Raw genomic sequence first — 24,025 nt, 5'->3', positions numbered from 1 at the left:
GTAGTGCCGGTCCCGTTTGAATATCGCCCTGCCCAGCGCCTGTCTTTCAGACGTTAGATCAACATGATGGGGCCGAAGCAAGCAAGGTCTATGCCGGCTGGCAGTGGAATTTCCACCGCGGGTTTAGTGCGTCTCCAGCCGCAGCCCGTCATAGGCCGGCACCACGCCCGCGGGCAGCGACTGCCGGATGACCTCGTAATCGACGTCGGCGGTCATGTTGGTGATGACCGCGCGCTTCGGCTTGAAGCGCTCGATCCAGGACAGCGCATCGTTGATGCTGAAATGGCTGACGTGACTGGTGTAGCGCAGGCCGTCGACGATCCAGAGGTCGAGATTTTCCAGCGCCCCCCAGCTCTCGCGCGGGATATCGTTGAGATCAGGCGTATAGGCCGCATCCCCGATGCGGTAGCCGAGCGCGGGAATGTTGCCGTGCTGCACCAGAAAGGCGGTCATCGTCACCGCGCCGCCCTTCCCCAGAATGGTCTGGCTTTCTCCCGCCTCGATCGAATGCCGCGTCAGGATCGGTGGATAGTCGCTGCCCTCGGGCGAGATGAAGCAATAGGAGAACCGCGACAGGATGTCCTTGGCGGTCGACTGGTTGAAATAGGTCGGAATGCGCCGGCGCATGTGCATGACGACCGAGCGCAAATCATCCATGCCGTGAGTCTGGTCGGCATGCTCGTGCGTCAGGAACACCGCGTCGATGTGGTCGACATTGGTCGAGAGCAATTGCTCGCGCAGGTCCGGCGAGGTGTCGATCACGATGCGTGTCGTGCCGTGCTCGGACGTCCGTTCGACCAGCAGCGAGCAGCGGCGGCGGCGGTTCTTCGGATTGTTCGGATCGCAGGCGCCCCAGCCGAGTGCCGGGCGCGGCACGCCGGCGGAGGAGCCGCAGCCCAGGATCGTCAGCGTTAGCGTCATGTGGCTCCCAGTCTCAAGCTTTCACCTTCGAGAACAGGCGGAAGAAGTTTTCGCTGGTCTGGCGAGATATCTCGTCAAGGGACACGCCGCGCGTCTCGGCGAGCACCTTTGCGACCTCGACCACATAGGCCGGCTCGTTGCGCTTGCCACGAAACTTGCCGGGCGCAAGATAAGGCGAGTCTGTTTCAACCAGAATACGGTCGGGCGGCAGTTCGGCTGCGATCGCGCGCAAGGCCTCCGATTTCTTGAAGGTCAGGATTCCCGTGAAGCCGATATAGAGCCCGAGCGACACCGCCTTCAGCGCCAGCTCGCGCCCGCCGGTGTAACAATGCAGGACAGCGCGAAACGATCCGCGTCCGGCCTCCTCTTCCAGGATGCGCGCGCAATCTTCGTCCGCCTCGCGGGTATGAATCACCAGCGGCAGGCCGGTGGCGCGGGCGGCGGCGATGTGGGCGCGAAAGCCCCTCGCCTGCGCTTCCGGCGAGCCGTTGTCGTAGAAATAGTCGAGCCCGGCCTCGCCAAGTGCGACGACCTTGGGATGCTGGGTCAGCGCAATCAGCTCGTCCGGCGCGATGCCGTCCTCCTCGTCCGCATGGTGCGGATGGGTGCCGACCGAGCAATAGACGTCGTCATAGCGCTCGGCGATGGCGAGCAGGTCCTGCAGCCGCCGCACCCGCGTCGAAATCGTGACCATGCGCGCGACTCCGGCCGCGCGCGCTCGCGACACGATCCCGTCGAGATCTTCCGCAAAGTCCGGAAAATCCAGATGGCAATGACTGTCGATCAGCATCGTCCGAACGCCTTCAGGCCGCCGGCTCGACGTAGCGCGGGAACGCGGGCGTCGGCGCCGGCAGCGTCGAACCGGGCGCGATGCGCTTTGCGCCGCCGAGCATCGCAAAATTACGTTCGGATTCGGGAATGCCGAGGCTGTCGAGCAGCTTGCTGGAAGCGGTCGGCATCGCGGGCTGAGCCAGGATCGCGATCTGACGCACGACTTCGGCGGTGACGTAGAGCACCGTCTTCTGCCTGGCCGGATCCGTCTTGGCGAGCGCCCACGGCGCTTCACCCGCAAAATAGCGGTTCGCCTCCGCGACCACGGCCCAGACGGCGTTGAGCCATTGATGGATCTGCTGCGTCGCCATGGCCTCACGCGAGGCCGCGATCATGCCGTCGGCCATCGTCAGGATCGCCTTGTCGTTGTCGCTGAACTCGCCGGGCTCGGGCAGCACGCCGCCGAGCTGCTTTGCGATCATTGACAGCGAGCGCTGCGCGAGATTGCCGAGATCGTTGGCGAGATCGGCATTGATGCGCGCGACGATGGCCTCGTGATTGTAATTGCCGTCCTGGCCGAACGGCACCTCGCGCAGGAAGAAATAGCGCATCTGGTCGACGCCGTATTGGTCGGCAAGGTTGAAGGGATCGACGACATTGCCGACCGACTTCGACATCTTCTCGCCCCTGTTGAACAGGAAGCCGTGGGCATAGACCCGCTTCGGCAGCGGGATGCCCGCCGACAAGAGGAAGGCCGGCCAATACACCGCATGGAAGCGGATGATGTCCTTGCCGATGACGTGCACGTCGGCCGGCCAATAGCGCCAATTCTTGTCGCTCTCATCGGGGAAACCGACGCCGGTGATGTAGTTGGTCAGCGCATCGACCCAGACATACATCACGTGCTCTTCGTCGCCGGGCACCTTCACGCCCCAATCGAACGTGGTGCGCGAGATCGAGAGATCGCGCAGGCCGCCCTTGACGAAGCTCACCACCTCGTTCTTGCGGGAATCCGGCCCGATGAAATCGGGCTGATCCGCATAGAGCTTGAGCAGCTTGTCCTGGTACGCCGACAGGCGGAAGAAATAGCTCTTCTCCTCCACCCATTCGACCGGCGTGCCCTGTGGCCCGAGCCGCACGCCGTCATCGTTCACGCGCGTCTCGTCCTCGGCGTAATAGGCTTCGTCACGGACCGAGTACCAGCCCGAATAGGTGTCGGCGTAGATATCGCCATTCGCTTCCATGCGGCGCCAGATCTCCTGGCTGGAGCGGTGATGCTGTTCCTCGGTGGTGCGGATGAAGCGGTCGAACGACACGTCCAGGCGCTCGTCCATCTCCTTGAACCGGCCGGCGTTGCGTGTCGCGAGCGCGGCGGTGGACATGCCTTCGCTCGCCGCCGTCTGAATCATCTTCTGACCGTGCTCGTCGGTGCCGGTCAAAAAGAACACATCCTTGCCATCGAGCCGCGCAAAGCGCGCCAGCGCGTCGGTCGCGATCGCCTCATAGGCATGCCCGATATGCGGGCTGCCGTTGGGATAGGCGATCGCGGTGGTGATGTAGAAGATGTTGTCGCGCGCTGCGGCGACCGCAGGCGCGGCAGCTTGCGGCGAAGCGACGGGCTTCGGCGAACGCGGAGCCTTTGGCTTCGCCGGTGGCTTCACAGGCGTGACGACGGGAGCCGGCGCGTCGCTCACGGCAGGCGCAGCTGCCCTTTTCGCGACCTTCTTCGCCGGAGCCTTGGCCGGCTCTTTGGCAGCTCTCTTCACCGCTTTCTTGGCGACGGCCTGCTTCTTCGCGGCCTTCTTGCCGGTTTTCCTGGACGTCTTCGCAGCGGCCTTCTTCACCGCCTTCTTGGCGCCGGCTTTCTTGTTGCTCTTGGCAGCTTTGGCCGCGCGCGCCTTGGCCTTTGTCGCGGCTTTCTTGACGGCCTTCTTCGCAGCCTTCTTGCCGCTCTTGCGTTTGACGGATTTCTTAGCTCGCGTTGCCACCACGAATTCCTTTACCGGCTTCTCGAATTTGGAAACGGCTCGGCGCCTAGCGCGTTGCGTCCGCCAGCCAGCCGAACACCGAGAAAACCAAGGGCTTTCGCTCCAGATTGTAGGTTTCGGTATCGCGCGCGGCGCGGACGATCTTTTCCCATACCTCGCTTAAGCGCGCAAGACGCGGCAGGTTCTGGTTGGCATTGGCCTCATCCGCATGCAGGCGCTCCGCAATCCAGCGGTCGATGCCATCGATGAAAGCCGCAAGCGCCACGCGGTCGCTGGTGCCAAGCGAATCGCCGAGCGTGTGCAATTCGCGCGGATCGACCTGCGGCAGGCGCGCGAGCAGCGCCGCCGTGCGCTGCTGAAGCTTCAGGGCGTCGCCGCCGAGCAACGTCAGCGCCCGTGCGACACTGCCCTCGGAGGCCTCGGCCACCTCGCGCAGAGCAGGATCGTTCGGATCGAGCTCGGCCGCTGAAGCCGCAGCGCCGATCACATCGTTCGTAGCGAGCGGCCGCAGGCGCAGCTTGCGGCAGCGCGACTGGATCGTGGCGAGCACCCGTGCGGGTGCGTGGCTCACCAGCAGGAACAGCGATTGCTGCGGCGGCTCCTCAAGAATCTTCAGAAGCGCGTTGGCCGCGTTCGGATTGAGCTCGTCGACGGTGTCGACGATGCAGACGCGCCAGCCCTCGGCCGCCGCGGTCGAGCCGAAGAACGCGATCGTCTCGCGCGTCTCGTCAACGGTGATCACCGTGCGCATCACGCCGCGCTCGTTGGCAGTGCGCTCGAGCGTCAGCAGGCCACCATGCGAGCCGGCCGCCACCTGCCGCGCCACGGCGTCGTCGGGATCGATCGCCAGGCTTTCGGCGCGCTGCACAGCCGGCGCCAGCGGCTGCGCGTGGGCGAGCACGAAGCGCGCCATGCGATAGGCCAGCGTGGCCTTGCCGATCCCTTGCGGCCCGCCGATCAGCCAGGCGTGCGGAATGCGTCCGCTGCGATAGGCATCGAGCAGCGCGGCCTCCGCCTCGCGATGGCCGAACAGCTGCGACGTCTCGCGCGGATGCGGCATGGCGGTTTCGCGCTCGGCCTGACGCGGGCTCATACCGACACCACTGACGCAGGCGTTGGCAGCAGGCGCTCGCGCAACGCCGTCCAGACGCGCGCGGCAACCGTGTCCGGATCGGAATTGGCGTCGATCAGCACGCAGCGCGCAGGATCCCCCGCTGCGATCCTGCGATAGGCCTCGCGCAGGCCCTGGTGGAAGCTGAGCTTCTCGGCCTCGAACCTATCAGGCGTGCCGCTGCCGCGGCGCGCGGCGGCGCGTTGCAGGCCAATCTCGACCGGCAAGTCGAGGATGATAGTGAGGTCCGGTTTGAGATCGCCGATCGTGACCCGCTGCATGGCGTTGATCAGGCCTTCTGGCACGCGGCCGAGGCTACCCTGATAGGCCCGCGTCGAATCGGCGAAGCGGTCGCACAGCACCCAGACGCCCTGGCTCAATGCCGGCTGAATCACGGTGCGGACATGGTCGTCGCGCGCAGCGGCAAACAGCAGCGTCTCGGCTTCGGGGCCGAGCAGCTTGCCCATGCCCGACAGCACCAGATGGCGCATGATCTCCGCGCCCGGCGAGCCGCCTGGCTCACGCGTGACCCGGATGCGCAGCTTGGCCGCCGTGAGGCGATCGGCGAGCTTCTTGATCTGGGTCGACTTGCCCGTGCCCTCGCCGCCTTCAAAGGTGATAAAGCGTCCGCGTCCGGACGGCCGCTGTGCCGCGCTCTCACTCATGATCAGAGCTTCTCGGCACCTGCACGGAACATGCCGATCACGAGCTCGCTGGCGCCGTCGATGGCGCGGCGCATGGTCGAGCCGGTGCCGATCGCCTCGGCGGCATAGACCGGCGTCTCGACCGCGATGTTGCCGCTGCGCCAGACCCTGACCACGCCCACCTGCTGGCCGGCCTCGACCGGCGCACGCACCGGGCCGCTATAGACGATGCGCGCAATCAGCTTGTCGCTGCCGTTCTTGTGCACCATCACCTTCACAGGAGTCTTGGCGACGAGCTTGACCGACCGGCTCTCGCCGCCGAACACCTTGGCGTAGCCGACGGGCTGCTCGGCCGCGAGCAGGGTGCGGGTCTCGAAATTGCGAAAACCCCATTCCAGCATCTTCTTGGCTTCCGTGGCGCGGTCCTCGGGATCGTCAAGGCCGTTGACGACGACGATCAGCCGCGTGCCGTTCTGCACGGCGGAGCCGACCATGCCGTAGCCGCCTTCCTTGGTGTAGCCGGTCTTCAGACCGTCAGCGCCTTCCATCGAATTGAGCAGCGGATTGCGGTTGAACTGACGGATCTTGTTCCAGGTGAACTCCTTCTCGCCGAACAGTTTGTAGAATTCGGGGAAGTCCAGGATGATGTGCCGGGCGAGCATGCCGAGTTCGCGCACCGTCATCTTGTTGCCGGGATCGGGCAGGCCGTTGGAATTGGCGAAGGTCGACTTGGTCATGCCAAGCTCGCGGGCGCGCTTGGTCATGAAGTCGGCGGCAAAGATCCGCTCATTGCCTGCCATGGCTTCGGCCAGCGCGATGCAGGCGTCGTTGCCGCTCTGGATGATCGCGCCGCGCAGGAGATCGTCGACCGAGACCTTGCTGTTGATGGCGGCGAACATGGTCGAGCCGCCCGAGGGGGCCCCGCCCCTGCGCCAGGCGTTCTCGCTGATCCGATACTCGTCGGTCAGCTTGATGTCGCCTTTCTTGACCGCATTGAAGACGACCTCCGCGATCATCAGCTTCATCATGCTCGAAGGCGCGCGCAGCTCGTCGGCGTTCTTCTCGAACAGCACGCTGCCAGAGGAGGCTTCGATCAGGATCGCGGTCGGGGCATCGCCGTCGAAGCCGGTATCTTCCGCTTTCTTGGCGCCCTGGACGCTCTGGTTGGCCGCATAGAGCGTCCCGCCCCAGCCGATGCTAGCCACCAAAACAGCCGCGATCAGCCCGCGCGCCAGCGTTCCGGCGGTGAGCCAGTTGCCACGAACCAAAGGAAGACGAAGTGCCATGGCGAAGCCCTGAGAGAGGCGTTCTAACAGCTGGAACAGATGCGAACAACACGCGGTTGGACGCTTGTCGCTGAGATTGCACGATTCTCGCCGCGCCCCTATCGTGGCGCCTCATGTTTTTCGACCAAACCTCTGAAACAAGGCGGAAAAGCGAATGCCCTCAACCCGCACGATCAAGGCCAACGGGGTCGAGCTGTTCGTCCGCGAAGCCGGCCAGGGACCGCTGGTGGTGCTGTGCCATGGCTGGCCGGAACTGTCCTATTCCTGGCGCCACCAGATCCCGGCGCTCGCCGAAGCCGGGTTTCACGTCGTCGCTCCCGACATGCGCGGCTATGGTCAGAGCGCGGCCCCGCTCGATGTGAACGCCTACTCGATCTTCGACACGGTCGGCGACGTGGTCGGCCTCGTCCAGGCGCTCGGTGAGACCAAGGCGATGGTGGTCGGCCACGATTGGGGTGCGCCGGTCGCCTGGCACGCGGCGCTGTTCCGGCCCGACATCTTCACGGCGGTCGCGGGCCTCAGCGTGCCGCCGCCGTTCCGCGGCCGCGGCAGGCCGCTCGACCTGCTGCGCCAGGGCGGTGTCACCAATTTCTACTGGCAGTATTTCCAGACGCCGGGCGTCGCCGAGGCCGAGCTCGAGCGCGACGTCGCGCGCACCATGCGCATCGTCCTTGGCGGGCGCGGCCTCGCCGATCCCACCGCGGCCATGTTCGTGCAGGAGGGCAAGGGCTTTCTCGGCCATGCGGGCGCCGACGAGCCGCTGCCTGCCTGGCTCAGCGAGGCAGACCTGGCCTATTTCACCGAGGCCTTCCGCAAGTCCGGCTTTCGCGGCGGGCTGAACTGGTACCGGAACATCGACCGCAATTGGGAGCTGACGGCGCCCTGGCAGGACGCGCAGATCCATCAACCCTCGCTGTTCATCGCCGGCTCCAAGGATGCCGTCATCACCGGCCTGATCGGCGCCAAGCGTGTCAACGAGCTCGAGCGCGTGCTGCCCAATCTGAAGCGCAAGCTGATCATCGAGGGCGCCGGCCATTGGGTGCAGCAGGAGCGGCCCGACGAGGTGAACGCGGCGTTGCTGGCTTTCCTGAAGGAGAGCGCGGGCTAGTAGAGACCGCGGCCGCTCAGGATGCTGCGGGCCTCGGCGGCGCCATCGGTCGATGCGGCCGCGCTGTCGGCGGCGTAGCGGCCGTCCTCGTCATAGGACACCGCGCGGGCGTTCTGGAGGGCCCGCCCCCGGCTGCGGCTGGAGGCCGACATTTCCGAGGTGGCGTTGAGCGAAGCCATGTCGGCCGAGGTGCTGCCGAGATTGTACGGCCGCCCCTCCGGCATCGGGACCTCGCCGCGAATGGCGCCGCGGGTGGAGGACGGCAGCTCCGGCACGAACGGCTTGGCCGAGGCGACCCGGACCATCGAGGGCGACGGCGCCGGGACGCCGGTCCGCAGGGTCGCCAGAAGCTGACGGTCGTCGGAGCCTTCGAGCGGCGCCCGGCCGACATATTCGACCCGGACCTTGGCGACGCCATTGCCTTTGAATTCAAGGAGTTCGGCAGCCTTGTTCGAGACATCAATGAGGCGGTTGCCGTGGTAGGGCCCGCGGTCATTGACGCGGACGATCAGCGACTTGCCGTTCGAAATGTTGGTGACCCGTGCGTAGGACGGCATCGGCAGCGTCGGATGCGCGGCGGTTAGCGAGGTCATGTCGAACACCTCGCCGTTGGCCGTCAGGCGGCCGTGGAAATCATCGCCGTACCAGGACGCCATGCCCTCAGCGCGGTAGTTGACGTCCTCCTCCGGCACGTAGGTCCTGCCCGCCACGACATAGGGCTTGCCGACGCGGTAGGTGCCGCCACCCTTTGGGACCGGGTCGCCCCAGGCCACCACGCGCGGGCTCGAGGACACGCCGTATTTCGGATCGACGCGGCTGGCGAACTTGTTCGAGGAGGCGCAATTGGCGAGCGCAAGGCAGGTCGCGACCGCCGCAACACCGCGCGCGGCCCGCAAAACCGAATCTGACCGACGGATCCCCATGCGCCCCAAATACCACTTCGCCGGAGGCGTACCCAACCCGCTTTGGCTACGGGGGAGCGCTGTCCGGTCATCTCATCCGAGGCGGCCCACCACCGCATCGAACACAGTAACGATAACGCAACCCGAACGCGGCGGAAATGGGGAGCCCGCGACGATCACGCCGGGATGGTAAACGGGACGTTCGCATTTTTCCGTTGTTGTACGGGCCGATGGCGCCTGCACTGTGCCAGTGCAGGACATTCTGTTGCGCCAAATCCTCACTCCACCCCCATTGTCGCAACGCTCTCCGAAATTCTTTTGACTGTGCAAGGCCGCACGCGTTCTCTCGGATGCGAGGGCGGGAATTGGAATTTAACGATGATCGAGACGGTTTCGGCACTGATGGGTCTGGTAAGCGCGGGGATCTTCCTGGCCCATGCGTTCGAGGGTTACCGCACGAGGGCCTGAAGGCACTCGCGCGGACGGCAAGCATCACCTCTTTCAAAGCGGCGCGTTCGGACGGTCTTGGTCGATCCGGTCGCGCATCGAACACGAGAGCGGCAGGTGTCCCATGCGTAATCATGACCTCGTATCGGATAGCTTCCTGGCCTTGACCGCCGGCGGCTTGGTGCTGCTCTGCTCGAGTCTCGTCGCCCTGGCGTTTGGCTGAACCGCACGTCCTGCTATCCAATACGGTTCTCTCCATTGCGGCGCAGCAGGCGCAGCTGTCCCCGCTCCCATTCAGTTGATTGAATTATTGCGTTCGGCGCCTCGACCAATTGCAAGAGGCCATCACCAACGAGGGTGACGCAAATGCTTGCCGAGAAGTTCTTCCTGGTCCTGGAATCCCTGATCCGCGGCGACCGCACCTATCCGGATGGAAGCCCCCGGGTCATCAGCACCTCCCCGCATGTGCCGGTCAGGCTGCCGCCACGGAAATAGCCGGCGCGTCCGCCAGCCGCCGAAACCCGCCGCTCAGCGCAGGCCCAACAGCGAGCGGCGATAGAAGCTGCCGCGGGCCTCGTTCTGGCAGACGAAGCTGCCGTCGAAGCCCTGGCCGTAGCGCTTCTGCCCCTTGCGATAATAGACGCCCTTCCCGAAGTCGAGCCAGACGACCTTGTCGCGCGGGCAATGGCGCTGGGCCTGCGCCTCGTAGCGAAACGGCGTCAGCGGCGTCGCCGAGACCTCGGCGCCACCTGCAGTGACCACCGTGGCGCCGGCGCACACGATTGCGCCGAACCACTTGCCAAAGCCGCTCCGAGACATGCCCGACCTCCCGCTCGCCGCCGTCTCCGGCGGCTGGCACGGTAGCACGAAACGGCATAGCCCGCGGAAGGCGGCAGGCGCGCGGCGCATCTTCCGCCAGCCATCTTGTCGGGGTACATGACGGCGAGATCGTCGCGATGCGAGGGTGCTGCCCGAATGTCGGTTGAGCCTGAGACAAGAACCGGTCCCCGCCCGCCCTCGCCGCAGCTCGGCCCGCTGCCGATGATCATCTTCGGCTCGCGCTGGCTGCAGCTGCCGCTCTATCTCGGACTGATCGTGGCGCAGTGCGTCTACATTGCGCTGTTCCTGAAAGAGCTGTGGCACCTCTCCTGGCACGCCCTCGACCTCACCGAGCAGCAGATCATGATGAGCGTGCTGGCGCTGATCGACGTCGTGATGATCTCCAATCTGCTCGTGATGGTGATCGTCGGCGGCTACGAGACGTTCGTATCTCGGCTCGACCTCCAGGGCCATCCCGACGAGCCGGAATGGCTCGGCCACGTCAATGCCAGCGTCCTGAAGATCAAGCTCGCCATGGCCATTATTGGCATCTCCTCGATCGCGCTGCTGCGCACCTTCATCGAGGCCGGCAATTTGGGCTCGAACCGCGCCGGCTTCACCGAGACCGGCGTAATGTGGCAGGTGCTGATCCACATCACCTTCATCGTGTCGGCGCTCGGCATCGCCTATGTCGACAAGATCAGCGAGTCCGGGATGCGCAAGCGCGCCTAATGACGCGCTGCGGCAGGTGTCATTGCTGGTCCGCTTCGAGCTGCGCCAGCGCCTGGTGCAGACATTCCTGGAGCCTGGCGGCGACCTGCTCGCGCGCGATCCCCTTGCCTGCGAGATCGCCCGAGACCTTGCCGACCACATCGTCCATCGTCCGGCTCTCCAGATGGTCCGTCACCAGCGCCGTTGCGTAGCTTGCCGCGGCATCGCCACTGAGCCCGAGCTGGCCTGCGGCCCACAGCCCGAGCAGCTTGTTGGACCGCGCGGTGGCCTTGAACATGAATTCCTCGTCGTGGGCGAATTTGGCTTCAAAGCCCTGCTCGCGCTTGTCGAACGTGGTCATGGTCAGCTCCATTCTGCGTCGCTGATGAGGATCGGACTTGCTGGGAACGAACGTCTCCGTGGTTCACGTCAGTTTTGGATCATCAGAAGCTTCCTCCCGGAAGCCGAGCGCCGTCAAGCCTACCGGTGGGAAGCGGACACCCAAGCGGCATTGGCGGCCGACGATCAAATGCAGGCCGCCAGCAGATGCGATTTTGGAGATTGAGCGGCGAAGCGCGTTCGCTCAGCCCTTCGCCGCCGCCGCTTCGCGCGCCAGCCGCTCGGCCTTCAGCCGTTCCTTGTTGGCATAGAACGCCTTCTGCGCCGCTTCGTGGTCGCGCATGGCCTTCTCGGCCTCGATCCGGCGAGCCGCATCGCGCGCGTGGCGCTGTTCGGGAGTCAGGGGTTTGCGTCGGAAGGAAAGGTCTTCAGTCATGCCGAATGAACGTGGCCGTGAGGAAAAAGTTCCGCATGGTCCCGCTCGAGAGCGTTGGCCGGGGGCATGAAGTTCTGCGAAAACAACCCCATGCACAGTAGCTAAGTCCCTATACCAAAACGCTTTTCTCAATGGCGTCAGAGCCCGCCCGCGCTCCGCGCGCCGGAGCCATCAGATCGTGATGTCCGCAATCACGGGCAAATGGTCCGAATAGGCTCTCGCCCCTTGGTCGGTCCAGACCTTGTCGAGCCGGCTGTCCCGCGTTGCATAGATGCGGTCGAGCCGAAGCAAAGGCAGATACGCCGGAAAGGTCCGCAGCCGCGTCCGGTTCGGGCAGACCTGCGCGAGCACGCGCCGCACCGATTTCACCCAGAACCAGTCATTGAAATCGCCGAGAACGACGGTCCTTTCCGGCTTCACCAGGCTCACCACGGCCTGAGCCTGCGCATAACGCTCGTGGATGCTGAGGCCGAGATGAGTGGCGACCACGCGGACGTCGCCGAAAGGCGTCAGCAATCCCGTCGCGATCGCCCTGCGCGGCTCCCGCTCCCGATACGAGACGTCGACGATCTCGGGCACGCTGGAGAACGGAAAGCGGCTCATGAGCATCTGGCCGTAGTCACCGTCCTCCGTGACGATCGACTTGGCATGAATGCGATGATCGCCGACGACACGCGCCAGCTTCGCGAACGGATCGTCCGACCGCGATCGGGAATCCACCTCCTGAAGCGCGACGACGTCCGGTGACCATTTGCGAATGATGGAGCAAACACCCTCCAGATCGAACGTCGGATTGAGATTGAACGTGCCGTGCACATTCCACGTCATGAAGCGCATCGGCACCATCAGCGCCTCCCGGCGAGCCACGTCGCGAGGAATTGAGCGCCCGCACAGACGCCCAGCCAGCCCAGAAATGCCAGCGTGAGCAGCAATACGTTGCTCCAGGACGCATTCCTGGCCAGATCTGCGATCTGGGCGCCAAGAACGGCCATGGCGAGAATACCGGGCATCATGCCCAGCAGCGTTCCGACCAGGAAGTCACGGAGCGGCAGCGTGCTCGCACCGGCCACGACGTTCACCAGCGAGAATGGGGCGATCGGAATCATCCGGATGACGACGACGGCCAGGATTCCCTTACCGACAACGCGTTCCTGGATGCGCGCGGCACGGCGTCCCAGCAAGCGCTGAAGGCGCTCTCGGCCCAGGAACCGTCCGATCGCAAAAAGGAGGAGCGCGCTCAGCGAGACGCCCGCCATTGCGGTGACGAAACCCAGCCATGGCCCAAGGGCGGCGGCAGTCGCAGCAATGAGCACGAGAACCGGAAAGATGACCAGCCCGCCGACGACAAAGGCCGCAATCGCGAATGGCGGTCCCCAGACGGACTGCGAATAGGCAGACAGGAACGAGGAGATCCGGCCCGCATCGGCGTAATCGCTCAGGGACGTGTACGTCCAGGCCAGCGCCAGTCCAAGAAGCGCCAGCGCGATCGAGGCGATCCCCATGATCGTCTTCGTGCTCCACATGCGCGACGCCGCGCGCTCCAGATGAAGGGGCAGTTCAGGGTCCGCCACCGGCTGAACCAGGGTGGCCAGCGTGCTGGTCAGAACCGAGGACTCCACTTTTCGCAGCGTCTTCGCCCCACCCTTTTTCGACATCTGGTCCAGCATGGCAAACAGCCGATGCTCGTTTTGCGTGACGGCCTGCTCGTCGAGACCGCAGAAATGAGCGATGAGGCGACGGCGGACCGAAGCGATGAAATCCCGATGCTGCTCGGATTCAGCTTCGAAGATGAGGTCGCATTCGCTGTCGGCGCCCATGGAACGATTGTTCAAATTGGCCGAGCCGATCCGCAAGATCCGGTCATCGACGACCATGAGCTTGCTGTGCACCATCACGGCGGCTTCCTTGGTCCCGCTGCGGGAGACCGGATAGACGAAGCGGATGCGATCGGCCACGCCAGCCGTGCTGAAGCAGTCGATGAAGGCGCCACGTCCGTTCTGCATGGCCTGGGATTCAAGCCACGAGGAATGCAGTTTCGGAGCGACGACCAGAACCCGAAGCGACGGCACGCGGCGCATCTGCTCCGCCAATTCTTGCGCCATCCTGGTCGCGCTGGTGAATTGATTTTCGATGTACACGAAGCTCGTTGCCGACCGGATCGCCGCAATGAAAGAGCGTTCGACCTCCTTGATGGTCGAGCCTGCAGGACAGACCACCTCGGTCCTGGCGATCCCGACCGGCAAGTGCTCGGCCTCGACAGGCACGTTCGCCGGCCAGCGACCGTTCCTCAGTGCGCGCCGTTCATCGGCCGGTTGGCCAGCCGCACGCCAGCGTTGCTCCGCGAGGGCGAACAGCTGCTCCGCGGCCTCGCCGTCGACCAGGCACTGAACGTCGTGAAACGGCGGATACGGCTTGCGCTGAGGGTCGCAGCGCATGGAATTGTCGGCGCGATGGTCACTCGTGTCCCAGCGCCTGATCGTCAGATCGAGGCCGCCGACGAATGCCAGTGATCCGTCGACACAGACGACCTTCTGGTGTTGCGCCGAACCGAACGGAAGCGTGGCGTCCAGATGAAACCGGACGCGGCCATCGGTGTCGGCGGTGAACTTCGCCGCGGAATTCCACTCCCTCTCGGAAGCGTAAAACGAGACGAAGTCCCAGACGAGGATGTTGATGCGCAAGGCGGGCCGGCGCTGCACCAGGGCGCGCAGGAAGGGACCGAGCTCCTCAGGCAGGCCATCATCGGCATGTCCGGAGGCTCCGACCAGGCGCGTCCTGCTATGAATATCCCATCCGACGATGTAGACGAGATCCTGCGCCTGAAGCAGGGCCTCCCGCAGGGCTGCGAAATAGGCAGCGGCATCGTTCAGAACCGCCACGCGCCGCGCCTTGCACCGCCGCCAGACGGTGTCGCCGGGAGTCAGTGTCGATGAACTCTGAAGCAGATGGACCTCGCAATTCGCGTTTGCGTCTAAACGCGCTGGAGGCTCAAGGGGTTCCACGCCGTCAACGGCTGCGGTTCGATGCGAATGCCGGACGTCCGGCGCTGACTGGGCCCATCGCACAATTCGTCATTTGGTGCGGACGGTCTTCGCGCCGGCGCTCCTCAAAACATCCGCAATTTTCTCAGGGGCATCGCCGTGAAAATCGACGGACACCTCGATCAGACCTTCCAGCTTCTGCCGCCCCTCCGGAGTGGGCGCTGTCTTGACGTCAGGACCTGCCGCGCGTGTTCCCACCGTGTTCGCAGCGCCGGCAGGCTGGACGAAGACGTCGCCTCGCGGCACGCCGCATTCCTGCACGACATGCTCAACCGCAAGCTCGGCGCCGCGGCGCGTATCGAATTCTCCAATGATGGTGCTTTCCAAGGCTGCTCTCCGTGTGGTCGAGACTGCGAACAACTGGCGAGCTGGAGCCAAGTTCCTGAGGGAGCACCATCGCGACAGCGGAGATGACGGATTAGATCCCAGGCGCTGATGATCAGAACCGAACTACTCCGAGCAGGAGGAGCAGCGCCACCGTGACCAGGCCGGAGATCACCAGCGAGCCGAGACAGCCCAGCCGGTTCGAGAAAAAGAAGAACATGCGTTGCCCGCTTTGAAGCGTCCTGTCGGGCCAATTTCCCACATTGGATAGTGTTCCTGCCGCAGGTTCGTGCGTCCCTCGGCTCGGGCGCGCTGCGCTCCCTCCACAGCTTCATTGAGACAGGTCAATACCAACAAGCCGAAGCTCTGGAAAATTGACCTCACGCAAATCAACCGAGACCGCCATGTCACAGCAGAGCAGCATGCATTTCTATCTCAACTGGGCCAAGGAGCGGATCGACGAAATGGACGCCGCGTTGGCCTCGTTCGCGGTCAAGGCCGGCCAGGCCAAGGCCGAGTCCAAGGTGAAGACCGATCAGCTCCTGTCCGACCTGACGCAGCGCCGCGGCGAGTTTCAGGCGCTGCTCAAGGCCAAGGCGAACGAGGGTGAAGCAGCGTGGGCGGACGCCAAGGCCGAGTTGGAGCGGCAATGGAACGCATTCGAAGCCCAGATGAAAACCTACTTCGAAAGCGCCGGCAAACAGCTGGAGCAGCAACAGGCCACGTTCAGGGATCTTGCCGCTGCACAGGCCAAGGCCTGGGGCGAAGCCGCAGAGAAATTCCGCGAGGCCGCAGGCAAGGTCGTTGCAGCCCGCACCGTGGACGTCGACGCCGCGCTCAAGCAGATGAAGTCCGAGGCCTCCGAAGCCGAAGCACGCCTGCAAAAGCTGAAGCAGGCCGGCAGCGAGTCCTGGTCGGTGATGAGCGCCGCACTCGCCGAATCCCGCAAAGCGTTCGACCAGGCCAACAAGGCCGCCTGGGACGCGCTGAAGGGCGGTGATACGAAGAGCTGAAGGTGGGCTTCAGTTGCATGCCCGAGGAGACGGGGGCGGAACGCGTGCGGCAACGGCCGCGCGCGGAGCGTGGTGCACGCCCCTGCCCTTACGGGCCAACGCCAAAATAATCAGAACAATTGCAATAAGCGTCTGATCTGAAGCGCCGCACTTGGCTGACCAAGCCGAGCACTCATCCAGTATCAGATTCGCGATGCAGCGTGGGCCGTAGACCTAATCGAGCAGATCGCGCCATCCGACGAGATGCCGGAAGCGGTGTTCGGGATTATCGAGGCTGCCTTGCGTCGGCATTACCTCGGGGCCCGCATGCTGACTGAGACCAATCTAGGCAGCTTGCAATGATGCTCCTGGCTCACACGCCGCTGTCCGCCGGTTGCCTGGGGTTGCCTACGACGGAGTTGCGGTGATAGTTTCCGCTCGTATTGCGAGTGGAGTATCATGGGTAAGGTCGAGGACGCCGATTGGCGTGGTTTTCTTAATTTTTTTGGACTTGTGGCTTTGTGCGCCGCAGCTATTTACTTCGGCGCCCAAACGATCCTGCTCAACGCCGATCTGAGGAAGGCCGAATGTTCGGCCGCTTACTGGAAAGGCAGAGCGACGGGGCAATCATCGGACTACAAGCCGCCGGGATGTAATTGGCATCCCGGCATGGCGATGCGGATGACCTTGAAGCCGGTCGCCTAACTGACAATGGCTCACGCCGTCATGCCGTAGGATGCGGAAACTGTCCCGCCACCCGGCGTCAAACGAAACAGCTACGCGCGCGTGAGGGCGTTACGCGTTGCGGTTACGCCCGCCCGTGTAGGGTGGCGGAGGCGTAACGCAACGGTGCAACGCTAGGCCCTGATCGTTGCGCGCAACGCATGCGTAACGGCGGAACCCTGGCAAGATGTTTAACCGTTCAACGGTAGGTCTGGCGGAAACGTCTTCTGCCTCATGGCTCGATTGCCAGCAGGAAATCAAAGATAAATTCCAGCAACGTCCATCAGCGTAAATTCCTACGTACAAATTCCGTGGCGAGTGTCGGCCACTTGTCCTACATTCTCTGCAATTGATTTGAACGGAGCGCGGCCGCCCATGGCGGGACTTCTCGATTATCTCGCCGCCGTCGGCGAGTTTGTCGCCAGGCTTTGCGTTCTTCACATCGTTTTTGGTCAGATTTCCCATTCGCCTGCTCCGTGAAGTGTCCGCCTAAACCCACGTCCCAACCCACGGCTTAGGCTTGGATGAGGTCGTGCGGCGTCGGACAACATCGAACAGAGATGTTGGACAAGCGCTTTAGTCTCAAGCACTTCTTCGACACAGAAAGACGGGTTAGGACACTATCGGACTTGCAGGTGGCGGAAGGGGTGGGATTCGAACCCACGGTACCCTTGCGGGCACGCCGGTTTTCAAGACCGGTGCCTTAAACCACTCGGCCACCCTTCCAAGCCTTGAAATTGTTTAGCTTTTCGTCGCTTCGCAGAGAACGTTTCGTGGACTCTGCTACCGCTTTGCTACCCAACGTCGTCGGTGCGCTTGTTTATGGCGGCGCGCATGGCGACGTCAACCGCCGCGGCAGCCTCTCCCTGCATGTTAGGCATCAGGTGGCTGTAGATGTCCATCGTGATCGCGATGGAAGAATGGCCAAGCCGCTCCTGCACGATCTTGGGATGGATGTTCGAGGCCAGCATGTGGCTGGCGTGGCTGTGCCGGAGGCCGTGCAGCGTCACGCGCCATTCTTTCAGGAACTCGGAAACGGCGTGCGTAAGGCTGCGAGGCTGAAGCGGCGAGCCATCCGCCTGGGTGACCACATGGCGGTCATCGTCGCCGCGCACACCGAGGCGCAGCAATTCCTCCGCCTGCACGACGCGCCACCGGCGCAGTTCCTCGACGGCCATCGCCGGCATGGCGATCGTGCGCGCGCGGCCGCTCTTCGCTTCCTTCTCGCGAATGGTGCCGGCGTCCGTTTGCTCAGTGCTGGCAACCACGGCAAGCTGGCCGGTGTCCAGGTCGACCGAGCGCCAGCGCAGCGCCGTGATCTCGCCGCGACGAAGGCCGCAAAGCGTTGCGAGGATCAGCGGAATGAAAAGGCGGCGCTCCCGAGCAGCATCGAAAGCGGCGGCAGTAGTGTTCGCATCAATAGTTCTGACCGGCTTGCGTTCGATCTTGGGACGATCTCGCTTCTCGAGCAGCGCTGCCGGGTTACGGGAGATCAGCCGCCAGCGTTCGGCCTGGCCAAGGGCGGAGTATAGAACACGGTGCATGTGGTGAACCGTCCGGGGTGACAAACCGCCCTTCCCGTCCCGCCGGCCGCTCTCTAGAGCCTTGCCGTAAGCCTCGCTGATATCGATCGGCTGAAGCTTCGACAGGATCTTGGCGCCGAGAAGCGGGGCGATGTTCTTGGTGGCAATCTGCTCATACCGTTCATGGGTGCGTGGCGAGACGTTCGGCTTGATGTGCTTCAGCCACCGGTCAAAGAACTGCGCCAGCGTGAGCTTGGAAGGCTCGACATAGGCCCCTTCCGTCATTTCGCTGATAAGCCGAGCGCATTCGAGCTGAGCAGCTCGCTTGGTGCCCTTGAAGCTATGCCATTTGCGCTTGCGCTTACCGGTCGCAGGATCGCGTTGGTCAAGGATAATGGCCCAATGGCCGGGGGAACGCTCTTTGATGCAGCCCTTCACTTGTCGCTCCCCTTTTTGCCCCCAAGGACTTCGTAGAAATCGCTGACTTTCCGGCGCTCCAGCTCCGCAAGCGTTTCCCTGACCGCGATTTGCGCCACCTCCTGCATTTCCATACGGGTGAAGGACTCGAGCAACCGTGCCTCGATCTCGTCCGTCCGAGTGCGGCCGCTCTTCTCGCGGGCTGCGTCTATCCTCTTGAGCAACTTGGCGCCGAGTCGGATCCGCAGATGCTCCTGTTCTTTTTCAGCCATCGGTCTCCCCTTCAGGACGAATAAGGATGACTTAGCACAAGACAGGGCATCAGGGAACAAAAAAGTGCCTCATAGGTACAAAAAAGTTCTTGCAGGGTAGCAGCGGGTCGCCCAGTTTCGGGGGGTACAAATCAGTACCCACTCGAATGGAGCAGATATGAGCGAGAACGTCCTCACGATCAGCGTGCCGGCTGCGGGTAAGCGATTGGGCATTGGCCGCGATCTTGCGTATGCCGCGGCGGCGCGCGGAGAGATTCCGACCATCAAAATCGGGCGCTTGCTGAAAGTACCCGTGAAGGCCCTTGAGCAGATGCTCGATAACCCGCGCAAGACGGAGGCCGCATAGCTTATGGCTTCTCAAAACGCGGCGAAGCCGGCCACCGCGCGACACGGTGAACCGGCTTCGGAAATCGAGCTGCTTGGCGGCGGGCTCGATGCAAGACATAGCCCCAAGCTGAACGACCGGCAAGCCCTCGCCCTGACCCGGCGGTGCGCGATCAGCTTCGCCATGGCCTCGATTGTGGTTCCTCTTATTCACGGGGAGGCGCGGTAAATGCACGTCAAAGCCCTAAAACAGCAAATCGAGCGCATCCGTGATCATGCTCTCGTGCACTATGCGCGCGGAGAGCAGGAAGAGCTTGCCCGGCAGTTGCGCGAAGCGGCACGCCTCATTGAGGCTAGTAAAACAGCAGGCTTTGTTGCCTCGCTCTTGCCCTCTAATCCCAAGGGGGCTGCATGACTCGCGAACGCCTCCCCAACCGCCGGCCAAACGAAACTGAACTGTTTGATCGCGACGGGATCCGCGTAACCATCACGGTCGGCTACAAGCCTGACGGGACGGTTGGCGAGATATTCCTCAATGCCGATCGGTCGGACTCCATGCTGGACGTTTTGATGTCGGACGCTGCCATCATCGCAAGCCTCGCCTTACAGTATGGAGTGTCACTTCGGCAGATCGCCCATAGCGTCAAGCGCGACCGGTTTGGCATCGCATCCTCCCCGATCGGAGCCGCCATCGATCGTATCTGCCCTCCGGAGGTGCTCTGATGAGGGGCGGGCGCAAATCAAGGGACAAGGGCAATCGTGCCGAACGCGCGATCGTCAAATTCCTCCAGGACCGTGGCTTTGCCGCTGAGCGCGTGCCGCTCAGTGGCTCCGCCGGTGGCTCCTATCTCGGCGACGTCACGGTGCCAGTGATCGGCATCGATCGCGTCGCCGAAGTTAAGTGCCGCGCGGACGGCTTCCGCGAGCTTTACAAATGGCTGGAAGCCCGCGACCTGCTAATTGTCAGGGCGGACCGCAAAGAGCCTCTTGTGGTCATTCCGCTCAAGCTGGCTGCCGAGATCGCGGCAAAGGCAGGTGGCCATGGATAGGCACGTCCTCATGGTCTCGGATCCAGAGATTCGAAAGCAGCTCCAGCTTGCCGGCTTGCGCTTCATGTGCACCCGTGCGCGATGGCTGGAGAGCGAGGCAAAAATCCTGGGCGTCAATCTGAAGAACGGCAATCTCTCGAGCCGGGAGGTTGACGCACGGCTGGAGGAAATGGGCGCGCTCGACCTCGTCTATCCCGAGCTGATGAGGTGCGAATGAGAACCCCCGACATTGCGCAGGTACGCCCGAAGGGGTTCGGGTTCGAGTTGTTTGGCAACATCCGCTGCCCAACAGAGGCCGGCAAGTCGCACATCATCAAAGGCATATTCGCCTATGATGAGACGTCGGCCTGGGTTGGCCCCCCTGGAAGCCTGAAGTCCGCCCTACTCGCGGACGCCGCTGTCGCAATTGCCAGCGGCTCCGATTGGTTCGGCCATCGCAATAAGCATCAGACCGGAGTGATTTACTTCGCTCTGGAGCGAGCGGACCTTGTCCGGCGGCGCTTGCTTGCGATCGCAAAAGCCAAGGGCCTCGAGAGGCTGCCGATCGCTGTCGTTCCCGCGGTTGTTGATCTGGTCCGGCCGGACTCGGTCCGTAAGGTTCTAGACACCATTGCGGACGTTGAGGCGGAGTTTTATGGGCCCGACTACGATAACGCCTCAGGCGCCGGCGTGATCATCTTCGATACATGGGCCAAGCTCATTGCGGCCGGCGGTGGAGACGAAAACCAGGCCAAGGACCAAGGCGCCATCTTCGCGAACCTGCAGCGCATCAAGAACGTCACGGGCGGCCCTCACGTCGCGCTGGTCGGACATACCGGCAAGGAAGCGGACCGCGGCCCCAGAGGCAGCAGCGCCATCGTGGGCGACGTTGATATGCTGGTGACGATCAGCGGTGAGGAAATTAAGACCGCAGCCATCAGCAAGGCCAACGATGCCCCGGAAGGCCCCCTGTTTTCCTTCAAGTCGAAAGTACATGAGTTCGGCTTGGACGAGGACGGAGACCCTATCACCGTGAACATCGTGGAGCCCACGGACGAGGTACAGGCCAGCCAAGCCCGCCAGCCAAAGCTCACACCCAACCAGCGCACCATGCTCTTGCTGCTTCAGGAAGCCGGCAAAGGCGGTCTGATGACAGAGGACTGGAACGCCAAGGCCAGAGAAGCCGGCATCGGAGAGAGGCGCCGTGCCGACCTCACGGACGCCAGAGCTGGACTGAAAGCCAAGGGTCTCGCCCGGGAGTACATGGATCGATGGAACGCATGTTCGTAATGTTCGGGTTTCGGGGTTCTATAGAACCCCCGAACCGAACGAACATCCGAACACGAACACGAACCGAACACGTCCGAACAATCCGAACATTCAATTGCAAGGGATCGGGAATGGCAAAAGGTAGGCCACCAGCGGCCAGCCAAAGCGGCGAGAAGTTGCCGGTTGTGTCCTTGCACGGTGCTGGTCAAATCCAGAGACGTGTCTGGCGCGCGTTCATGGCTTTGCCTGATGCCGAGCTGACGACGTCACAGCTGGCCGCCTGGTGTTATCCTCGCTTGGAAGGAAAGCCGCTGAAGCGGCATCGAACGGCGATCGTGCGAGCAGCTGCTCGAATGGCTCAGCGTGTCCGGCGAGATCGGCCCGGAGGCGTCGTTTTCAGGGCCTTTGGTAGCAATGCGGTAGCAAGCGCATCAGGCGACAAGACAGATTTTGAGTCCACTCAATAGCTTAGCGGCGGACAAGCACCGGTTTGGCAATTCGGCTCAGCAGCGAGGAGGAGCAAAAATGGCTCTTAGGTACGTTTTCACTGACGGCAAGCGAACGGCGATCACGGGCAAGCTCGACGGCTCCAATCTGCCGAATCTCGGCAAGCTGGGTGCCGAGTGGCAGGCTGTTCGGCGGATGGATGATGCTTCCGAGCCCTACCCACCCGGGTTCGATGCCGATCAGATCGAACGGCAAGGCTTCCAGGTGCTGCCATGAGGGCCGCTGTTGCAGTCTGCCTGCTCGTCATCACCGGGGCCGTCCAGGGCCAAGAGCAGCCTAAGAGAGAGGTCTTCCCGCCCGTGGTGAATGGCGTCGAATATCGGCTGAAGTACGGCCAGCAACCCGATCAAGGCTGGCAGGATGGCATGCGGTTTGACTTCTCACGTGAGGAGTGCCGCCGCCGCCTCGGTGATCTGCCACCGCCGATCGTCTGTATGATCCGGCCGGAGACGTCTGAATTGTGAAATATCAATCCTGCTGCAGTAGCGCGTCGCGCCATTTCGGCCCAAGCGCGGCCTGCCATCGAGCGACGAGCCTATCTCGGCTTGCCATGACTGCCCGCCTTTTCTCCTCACGCCGTTCCTGGTCACGCTGATAGATCGGGTCGAATGCCAGCAGATGGTAGTCATCGAGCAGCGTTGTGAGGTGATACCATGTGTCGAGCTTGATCTGATCTTGTGGATCGAGGTTGCCGGTCATTAGGGTCCACCCCATTAGAGTCCCGCCGGGTGATAGCGCCCGCGGGACTTGCCGATCCACATTTATTTTGCCTGCCCGTGCTTCTCCGTGCTGTTTCGTCCTTCTTGGTACTCTCAAGTATTTGACGCGATTGCATATTTTTCTTCGTTCGGATTCCCATAAGGCGTAAGCTAGTCGCACCAAATCACTTCATGGTGCGAACCAAGATGTCCGATCAAACACCCGACCGCTTCACCGAAAAAGCCATCTTCAAGTGCTCGCCCGAGCTACTTGAGGTCATCGACCGCTCGGCGGCTGCAAGCTTCACCACGCGATCGAACTTCCTCCGTGACACCGTCGTGGAGCGGCTGCGCCGTGAAGGTGTGATCCCCTCCCCGCGTGCCTCGACCGCGGGGGTTGCGTGATGACCAGCCGCCTGATTGGCGCGCTCTGCGCCTCCCTAATCGCGTCTACGGGCGCCTTTGCCGCGGGCACCATCCCCGGCATCAGCATGACCCAGCAACTGGACGAGCTTGCAAGGCCTCTCGCCGGCGGGAAGCTCTACTTCATCCAGGCCGGCACCACGGCGCAGCCTCAGAACTGCTACCAGGACACCGCGTTGACGCAAGCGTGGCCCAACCCGCTGACGCTGGATGCCGCAGGCCGCGTGCCGCAGGTCTTCTGCGCTGATGGCACGATCAAGATCCGTCTCACTGACAAGAACGGCAATCAGAAGCTCGTTCAGGATAGTTTGCTGATCGTCGGACCGTCAGGCGGTGGCGGCGGTGGCGGTACGGTTGATCCCACTACCATCTTCCAAACCGGCGCCTTTATGCAGTTTTATGGCACGGGCACGCTCGCCGGCTGGGTCCGCTGCAATGGTCGCACGATCGGCTCTGCAAGCTCGGGGGCAACGGAGCGAGCGAACGCGGACACGCAGGCGCTGTTTCAATATCTCTGGAGCGCCGATGCGAATTTGTCGGTTTCGGGCGGTCGCGGCGCATCTTCCAATGCAGACTGGGCGGCGAACAAAACTTTGACGTTGCCGGACTGTCGCGGTCGTGTCGTCGCAAGCCTCGACGACATGGGCAACAGCGCCGCCGGGCGATTGTCCGCATCGTATTTTGGTCTCAACCCGACGACCCTTGGCTCGGCCGGCGGCAACGAGAGCAGCACGCTCTTGACTGCGAACCTTCCGCCGTACACTCCCTCTGTGTCACTTAACACCGGTACCGTTACGATCTGGAATACAACCGATGGCGTTCAGGGTGCAGGCAGCACCACGGTGGTAAAGTCGATCGGCGCCAGCGGCCCAGGATCTTCTACCAATCTGGCAATTAACGGATGGTCCGTTACCACTTCCCCACAAGGCGGAACGTCCTCGCCCGTGCGAACCGTGCAGCCAACCATCCTCGCGACAACCTTCATCAAGCTTTAGGGAGTA

31 protein-coding genes and 1 tRNA gene are annotated in these 24,025 nt (G+C 63.2%); 15 read left to right on the top strand and 17 right to left on the bottom strand.

Going from position 1 to position 24,025, the window contains the following annotated elements:
* Nucleotides 1–123: 123 nt before the first annotated feature.
* From HZZ16_RS33035 to HZZ16_RS33010, 6 genes are read right to left on the bottom strand one after another with little or no spacing between them, the layout of a single operon-like run.
* Entirely contained in the window at nt 124–921 is a 798-nt protein-coding gene (locus HZZ16_RS33035; RefSeq protein ID WP_028179866.1) for an MBL fold metallo-hydrolase, read from the bottom strand.
* Between the two features lie 13 nt (nt 922–934).
* On the bottom strand, nt 935–1,711 hold the full coding sequence (locus HZZ16_RS33030; protein ID WP_197954503.1) for a TatD family hydrolase: 777 nt from the start codon (nt 1,709–1,711) through the stop codon (nt 935–937).
* Nucleotides 1,712–1,724: 13 nt separating this feature from the next.
* Nucleotides 1,725–3,680 carry a methionine--tRNA ligase gene (gene metG / locus HZZ16_RS33025; RefSeq protein WP_197954501.1) on the bottom strand — a complete coding sequence of 652 codons (1,956 nt, stop codon included), beginning with the start codon at nt 3,678–3,680 and terminating at the stop codon, nt 1,725–1,727.
* 46 nt (nt 3,681–3,726) lie between these two features.
* Nucleotides 3,727–4,773, bottom strand: a complete 1,047-nt coding sequence (locus tag HZZ16_RS33020; protein WP_197954499.1) for a DNA polymerase III subunit delta' — start codon at nt 4,771–4,773, stop codon at nt 3,727–3,729.
* Nucleotides 4,770–5,456 (bottom strand): dTMP kinase, encoded by a 687-nt coding sequence (tmk, locus tag HZZ16_RS33015; protein ID WP_197954497.1) that lies wholly within the window; start codon nt 5,454–5,456, stop codon nt 4,770–4,772. Before tmk ends, HZZ16_RS33020 begins: the two co-directional genes overlap by 4 nt.
* 2 nt (nt 5,457–5,458) lie before the next feature.
* Nucleotides 5,459–6,721, bottom strand: a complete 1,263-nt coding sequence (locus HZZ16_RS33010; RefSeq protein WP_197954488.1) for a D-alanyl-D-alanine carboxypeptidase family protein — start codon at nt 6,719–6,721, stop codon at nt 5,459–5,461.
* Between the two features lie 154 nt (nt 6,722–6,875).
* Here HZZ16_RS33010 and HZZ16_RS33005 point away from each other — a divergent pair, with 154 nt between their 5' ends.
* Complete coding sequence (locus HZZ16_RS33005) at nt 6,876–7,829, top strand: alpha/beta fold hydrolase (protein WP_197954486.1); 954 nt, start codon at nt 6,876–6,878, stop codon at nt 7,827–7,829.
* Here the strand turns inward: HZZ16_RS33005 and HZZ16_RS33000 are convergent.
* Nucleotides 7,826–8,752 carry a septal ring lytic transglycosylase RlpA family protein gene (locus HZZ16_RS33000; RefSeq protein ID WP_197954484.1) on the bottom strand — a complete coding sequence of 309 codons (927 nt, stop codon included), beginning with the start codon at nt 8,750–8,752 and terminating at the stop codon, nt 7,826–7,828. The genes HZZ16_RS33005 and HZZ16_RS33000 overlap by 4 nt on opposite strands.
* Before the next feature lie 792 nt (nt 8,753–9,544).
* On the opposite strand from HZZ16_RS33000, the gene HZZ16_RS38040 reads away from it, so the two are divergent.
* Nucleotides 9,545–9,673 (top strand): hypothetical protein, encoded by a 129-nt coding sequence (locus tag HZZ16_RS38040; protein WP_283815893.1) that lies wholly within the window; start codon nt 9,545–9,547, stop codon nt 9,671–9,673.
* 33 nt (nt 9,674–9,706) lie between these two features.
* Here the strand turns inward: HZZ16_RS38040 and HZZ16_RS32995 are convergent, their stop codons facing one another.
* The gene (locus tag HZZ16_RS32995; RefSeq protein ID WP_197954482.1) at nt 9,707–9,997 is read right to left on the bottom strand and encodes a hypothetical protein; all 291 of its coding nucleotides are present in this window, start codon (nt 9,995–9,997) and stop codon (nt 9,707–9,709) included.
* A gap of 156 nt (nt 9,998–10,153) precedes the next feature.
* Between HZZ16_RS32995 and HZZ16_RS32990 the strand changes: the two genes are divergently transcribed.
* Nucleotides 10,154–10,729 carry a TIGR00645 family protein gene (locus tag HZZ16_RS32990; RefSeq protein WP_197954480.1) on the top strand — a complete coding sequence of 192 codons (576 nt, stop codon included), beginning with the start codon at nt 10,154–10,156 and terminating at the stop codon, nt 10,727–10,729.
* 19 nt (nt 10,730–10,748) lie between these two features.
* Here the strand turns inward: HZZ16_RS32990 and HZZ16_RS32985 are convergent, their stop codons facing one another.
* The 5 genes from HZZ16_RS32985 to HZZ16_RS32965 form a co-directional block, all read right to left on the bottom strand.
* Complete coding sequence (locus HZZ16_RS32985; protein WP_197954478.1) at nt 10,749–11,069, bottom strand: DUF1476 domain-containing protein; 321 nt, start codon at nt 11,067–11,069, stop codon at nt 10,749–10,751.
* Nucleotides 11,070–11,291: 222 nt separating this feature from the next.
* Nucleotides 11,292–11,483 carry a hypothetical protein gene (locus HZZ16_RS32980; protein WP_035999201.1) on the bottom strand — a complete coding sequence of 64 codons (192 nt, stop codon included), beginning with the start codon at nt 11,481–11,483 and terminating at the stop codon, nt 11,292–11,294.
* Nucleotides 11,484–11,654: 171 nt separating this feature from the next.
* Nucleotides 11,655–12,329 carry an endonuclease/exonuclease/phosphatase family protein gene (locus tag HZZ16_RS32975; protein ID WP_197954477.1) on the bottom strand — a complete coding sequence of 225 codons (675 nt, stop codon included), beginning with the start codon at nt 12,327–12,329 and terminating at the stop codon, nt 11,655–11,657.
* Nucleotides 12,329–14,362: a VTT domain-containing protein gene (locus HZZ16_RS32970; RefSeq protein ID WP_197954471.1), complete on the bottom strand. Its 2,034-nt coding sequence runs from the start codon at nt 14,360–14,362 to the stop codon at nt 12,329–12,331. The genes HZZ16_RS32975 and HZZ16_RS32970 overlap by 1 nt, the downstream gene beginning before the upstream one ends.
* Nucleotides 14,363–14,554: 192 nt before the next feature.
* The gene (locus tag HZZ16_RS32965) at nt 14,555–14,851 is read right to left on the bottom strand and encodes a hypothetical protein (RefSeq protein ID WP_197954467.1); all 297 of its coding nucleotides are present in this window, start codon (nt 14,849–14,851) and stop codon (nt 14,555–14,557) included.
* A gap of 401 nt (nt 14,852–15,252) precedes the next feature.
* On the opposite strand from HZZ16_RS32965, the gene HZZ16_RS32960 reads away from it, so the two are divergent.
* Nucleotides 15,253–15,861 (top strand): sll1863 family stress response protein, encoded by a 609-nt coding sequence (locus HZZ16_RS32960; RefSeq protein ID WP_197954465.1) that lies wholly within the window; start codon nt 15,253–15,255, stop codon nt 15,859–15,861.
* 438 nt (nt 15,862–16,299) lie between these two features.
* A complete protein-coding gene (locus tag HZZ16_RS32955; protein WP_197954464.1) occupies nt 16,300–16,545 on the top strand; it encodes a hypothetical protein in 246 nt (81 codons plus the stop codon).
* Nucleotides 16,546–17,199: 654 nt separating this feature from the next.
* On the opposite strand, the gene HZZ16_RS32950 is transcribed toward HZZ16_RS32955, so the two are convergent.
* The 3 genes from HZZ16_RS32950 to HZZ16_RS32940 all read right to left on the bottom strand — a co-directional run bounded on the left by HZZ16_RS32950 (nt 17,200) and on the right by HZZ16_RS32940 (nt 18,775).
* Nucleotides 17,200–17,289 (bottom strand) — tRNA-Ser (locus tag HZZ16_RS32950).
* A 68-nt stretch (nt 17,290–17,357) separates the two neighbouring features.
* On the bottom strand, nt 17,358–18,524 hold the full coding sequence (locus HZZ16_RS32945) for a tyrosine-type recombinase/integrase (protein WP_197954462.1): 1,167 nt from the start codon (nt 18,522–18,524) through the stop codon (nt 17,358–17,360).
* On the bottom strand, nt 18,521–18,775 hold the full coding sequence (locus tag HZZ16_RS32940) for a hypothetical protein (protein WP_197954460.1): 255 nt from the start codon (nt 18,773–18,775) through the stop codon (nt 18,521–18,523). Before HZZ16_RS32940 ends, HZZ16_RS32945 begins: the two co-directional genes overlap by 4 nt.
* Nucleotides 18,776–18,932: 157 nt before the next feature.
* On the opposite strand from HZZ16_RS32940, the gene HZZ16_RS32935 reads away from it, so the two are divergent.
* The 8 genes from HZZ16_RS32935 to HZZ16_RS32900 all read left to right on the top strand — a co-directional run bounded on the left by HZZ16_RS32935 (nt 18,933) and on the right by HZZ16_RS32900 (nt 22,367).
* Entirely contained in the window at nt 18,933–19,121 is a 189-nt protein-coding gene (locus HZZ16_RS32935; protein ID WP_197954458.1) for a helix-turn-helix domain-containing protein, read from the top strand.
* Between the two features lie 207 nt (nt 19,122–19,328).
* Nucleotides 19,329–19,514, top strand: coding sequence for a hypothetical protein (locus HZZ16_RS32930; protein WP_197954456.1), 186 nt, complete (start codon nt 19,329–19,331; stop codon nt 19,512–19,514).
* The gene (locus tag HZZ16_RS32925) at nt 19,511–19,822 is read left to right on the top strand and encodes a TSCPD domain-containing protein (protein ID WP_197954454.1); all 312 of its coding nucleotides are present in this window, start codon (nt 19,511–19,513) and stop codon (nt 19,820–19,822) included. The genes HZZ16_RS32930 and HZZ16_RS32925 overlap by 4 nt, the downstream gene beginning before the upstream one ends.
* Nucleotides 19,822–20,148 (top strand): putative PDDEXK endonuclease, encoded by a 327-nt coding sequence (locus HZZ16_RS32920; RefSeq protein ID WP_197954452.1) that lies wholly within the window; start codon nt 19,822–19,824, stop codon nt 20,146–20,148. Before HZZ16_RS32925 ends, HZZ16_RS32920 begins: the two co-directional genes overlap by 1 nt.
* Nucleotides 20,141–20,365 (top strand): hypothetical protein, encoded by a 225-nt coding sequence (locus HZZ16_RS32915; RefSeq protein WP_197954441.1) that lies wholly within the window; start codon nt 20,141–20,143, stop codon nt 20,363–20,365. The genes HZZ16_RS32920 and HZZ16_RS32915 overlap by 8 nt, the downstream gene beginning before the upstream one ends.
* Nucleotides 20,362–21,417, top strand: coding sequence for a helicase RepA family protein (locus HZZ16_RS32910; protein WP_210342706.1), 1,056 nt, complete (start codon nt 20,362–20,364; stop codon nt 21,415–21,417). Before HZZ16_RS32915 ends, HZZ16_RS32910 begins: the two co-directional genes overlap by 4 nt.
* Before the next feature lie 504 nt (nt 21,418–21,921).
* Complete coding sequence (locus tag HZZ16_RS32905; protein ID WP_197954437.1) at nt 21,922–22,119, top strand: hypothetical protein; 198 nt, start codon at nt 21,922–21,924, stop codon at nt 22,117–22,119.
* On the top strand, nt 22,116–22,367 hold the full coding sequence (locus HZZ16_RS32900; RefSeq protein WP_197954435.1) for a hypothetical protein: 252 nt from the start codon (nt 22,116–22,118) through the stop codon (nt 22,365–22,367). The genes HZZ16_RS32905 and HZZ16_RS32900 overlap by 4 nt, the downstream gene beginning before the upstream one ends.
* Before the next feature lie 4 nt (nt 22,368–22,371).
* Here HZZ16_RS32900 and HZZ16_RS32895 read toward each other — a convergent pair whose 3' ends face one another.
* Nucleotides 22,372–22,602 carry a hypothetical protein gene (locus HZZ16_RS32895; protein WP_197954433.1) on the bottom strand — a complete coding sequence of 77 codons (231 nt, stop codon included), beginning with the start codon at nt 22,600–22,602 and terminating at the stop codon, nt 22,372–22,374.
* 206 nt (nt 22,603–22,808) lie between these two features.
* Here HZZ16_RS32895 and HZZ16_RS32890 point away from each other — a divergent pair, with 206 nt between their 5' ends.
* Both HZZ16_RS32890 and HZZ16_RS32885 read left to right on the top strand, forming a co-directional pair.
* Nucleotides 22,809–23,006 (top strand): hypothetical protein, encoded by a 198-nt coding sequence (locus HZZ16_RS32890; RefSeq protein WP_197954432.1) that lies wholly within the window; start codon nt 22,809–22,811, stop codon nt 23,004–23,006.
* Nucleotides 23,006–24,019, top strand: coding sequence for a hypothetical protein (locus HZZ16_RS32885; RefSeq protein WP_197954430.1), 1,014 nt, complete (start codon nt 23,006–23,008; stop codon nt 24,017–24,019). The genes HZZ16_RS32890 and HZZ16_RS32885 overlap by 1 nt, the downstream gene beginning before the upstream one ends.
* Nucleotides 24,020–24,025: the final 6 nt, after the last annotated feature.

The organism is Bradyrhizobium glycinis (genome assembly GCF_016031655.1).
Classification (GTDB): domain Bacteria; phylum Pseudomonadota; class Alphaproteobacteria; order Rhizobiales; family Xanthobacteraceae; genus Bradyrhizobium; species Bradyrhizobium glycinis.
Note: the sequence above shows the minus strand (reverse complement) of the source record. Positions and strands in the feature narration are given on the sequence as shown.

Coding starts and splice junctions, on each gene's coding strand:
- HZZ16_RS33035 (WP_028179866.1), bottom strand. CDS start 921: ATGACGCTAACGCTGACGATCCTGGGCTGCGGCTCCTCCGCCGGCGTG.
- HZZ16_RS33030 (WP_197954503.1), bottom strand. CDS start 1,711: ATGCTGATCGACAGTCATTGCCATCTGGATTTTCCGGACTTTGCGGAA.
- HZZ16_RS33020 (WP_197954499.1), bottom strand. CDS start 4,773: ATGAGCCCGCGTCAGGCCGAGCGCGAAACCGCCATGCCGCATCCGCGC.
- tmk (WP_197954497.1), bottom strand. CDS start 5,456: ATGAGTGAGAGCGCGGCACAGCGGCCGTCCGGACGCGGACGCTTTATC.
- HZZ16_RS33010 (WP_197954488.1), bottom strand. CDS start 6,721: ATGGCACTTCGTCTTCCTTTGGTTCGTGGCAACTGGCTCACCGCCGGA.
- HZZ16_RS33005 (WP_197954486.1), top strand. CDS start 6,876: ATGCCCTCAACCCGCACGATCAAGGCCAACGGGGTCGAGCTGTTCGTC.
- HZZ16_RS33000 (WP_197954484.1), bottom strand. CDS start 8,752: ATGGGGATCCGTCGGTCAGATTCGGTTTTGCGGGCCGCGCGCGGTGTT.
- HZZ16_RS38040 (WP_283815893.1), top strand. CDS start 9,545: ATGCTTGCCGAGAAGTTCTTCCTGGTCCTGGAATCCCTGATCCGCGGC.
- HZZ16_RS32995 (WP_197954482.1), bottom strand. CDS start 9,997: ATGTCTCGGAGCGGCTTTGGCAAGTGGTTCGGCGCAATCGTGTGCGCC.
- HZZ16_RS32990 (WP_197954480.1), top strand. CDS start 10,154: ATGTCGGTTGAGCCTGAGACAAGAACCGGTCCCCGCCCGCCCTCGCCG.
- HZZ16_RS32985 (WP_197954478.1), bottom strand. CDS start 11,069: ATGACCACGTTCGACAAGCGCGAGCAGGGCTTTGAAGCCAAATTCGCC.
- HZZ16_RS32980 (WP_035999201.1), bottom strand. CDS start 11,483: ATGACTGAAGACCTTTCCTTCCGACGCAAACCCCTGACTCCCGAACAG.
- HZZ16_RS32975 (WP_197954477.1), bottom strand. CDS start 12,329: ATGGTGCCGATGCGCTTCATGACGTGGAATGTGCACGGCACGTTCAAT.
- HZZ16_RS32960 (WP_197954465.1), top strand. CDS start 15,253: ATGTCACAGCAGAGCAGCATGCATTTCTATCTCAACTGGGCCAAGGAG.
- HZZ16_RS32955 (WP_197954464.1), top strand. CDS start 16,300: ATGGGTAAGGTCGAGGACGCCGATTGGCGTGGTTTTCTTAATTTTTTT.
- HZZ16_RS32940 (WP_197954460.1), bottom strand. CDS start 18,775: ATGGCTGAAAAAGAACAGGAGCATCTGCGGATCCGACTCGGCGCCAAG.
- HZZ16_RS32935 (WP_197954458.1), top strand. CDS start 18,933: ATGAGCGAGAACGTCCTCACGATCAGCGTGCCGGCTGCGGGTAAGCGA.
- HZZ16_RS32930 (WP_197954456.1), top strand. CDS start 19,329: ATGCACGTCAAAGCCCTAAAACAGCAAATCGAGCGCATCCGTGATCAT.
- HZZ16_RS32925 (WP_197954454.1), top strand. CDS start 19,511: ATGACTCGCGAACGCCTCCCCAACCGCCGGCCAAACGAAACTGAACTG.
- HZZ16_RS32920 (WP_197954452.1), top strand. CDS start 19,822: ATGAGGGGCGGGCGCAAATCAAGGGACAAGGGCAATCGTGCCGAACGC.
- HZZ16_RS32915 (WP_197954441.1), top strand. CDS start 20,141: ATGGATAGGCACGTCCTCATGGTCTCGGATCCAGAGATTCGAAAGCAG.
- HZZ16_RS32910 (WP_210342706.1), top strand. CDS start 20,362: ATGAGAACCCCCGACATTGCGCAGGTACGCCCGAAGGGGTTCGGGTTC.
- HZZ16_RS32905 (WP_197954437.1), top strand. CDS start 21,922: ATGGCTCTTAGGTACGTTTTCACTGACGGCAAGCGAACGGCGATCACG.
- HZZ16_RS32900 (WP_197954435.1), top strand. CDS start 22,116: ATGAGGGCCGCTGTTGCAGTCTGCCTGCTCGTCATCACCGGGGCCGTC.
- HZZ16_RS32895 (WP_197954433.1), bottom strand. CDS start 22,602: ATGACCGGCAACCTCGATCCACAAGATCAGATCAAGCTCGACACATGG.
- HZZ16_RS32890 (WP_197954432.1), top strand. CDS start 22,809: ATGTCCGATCAAACACCCGACCGCTTCACCGAAAAAGCCATCTTCAAG.
- HZZ16_RS32885 (WP_197954430.1), top strand. CDS start 23,006: ATGACCAGCCGCCTGATTGGCGCGCTCTGCGCCTCCCTAATCGCGTCT.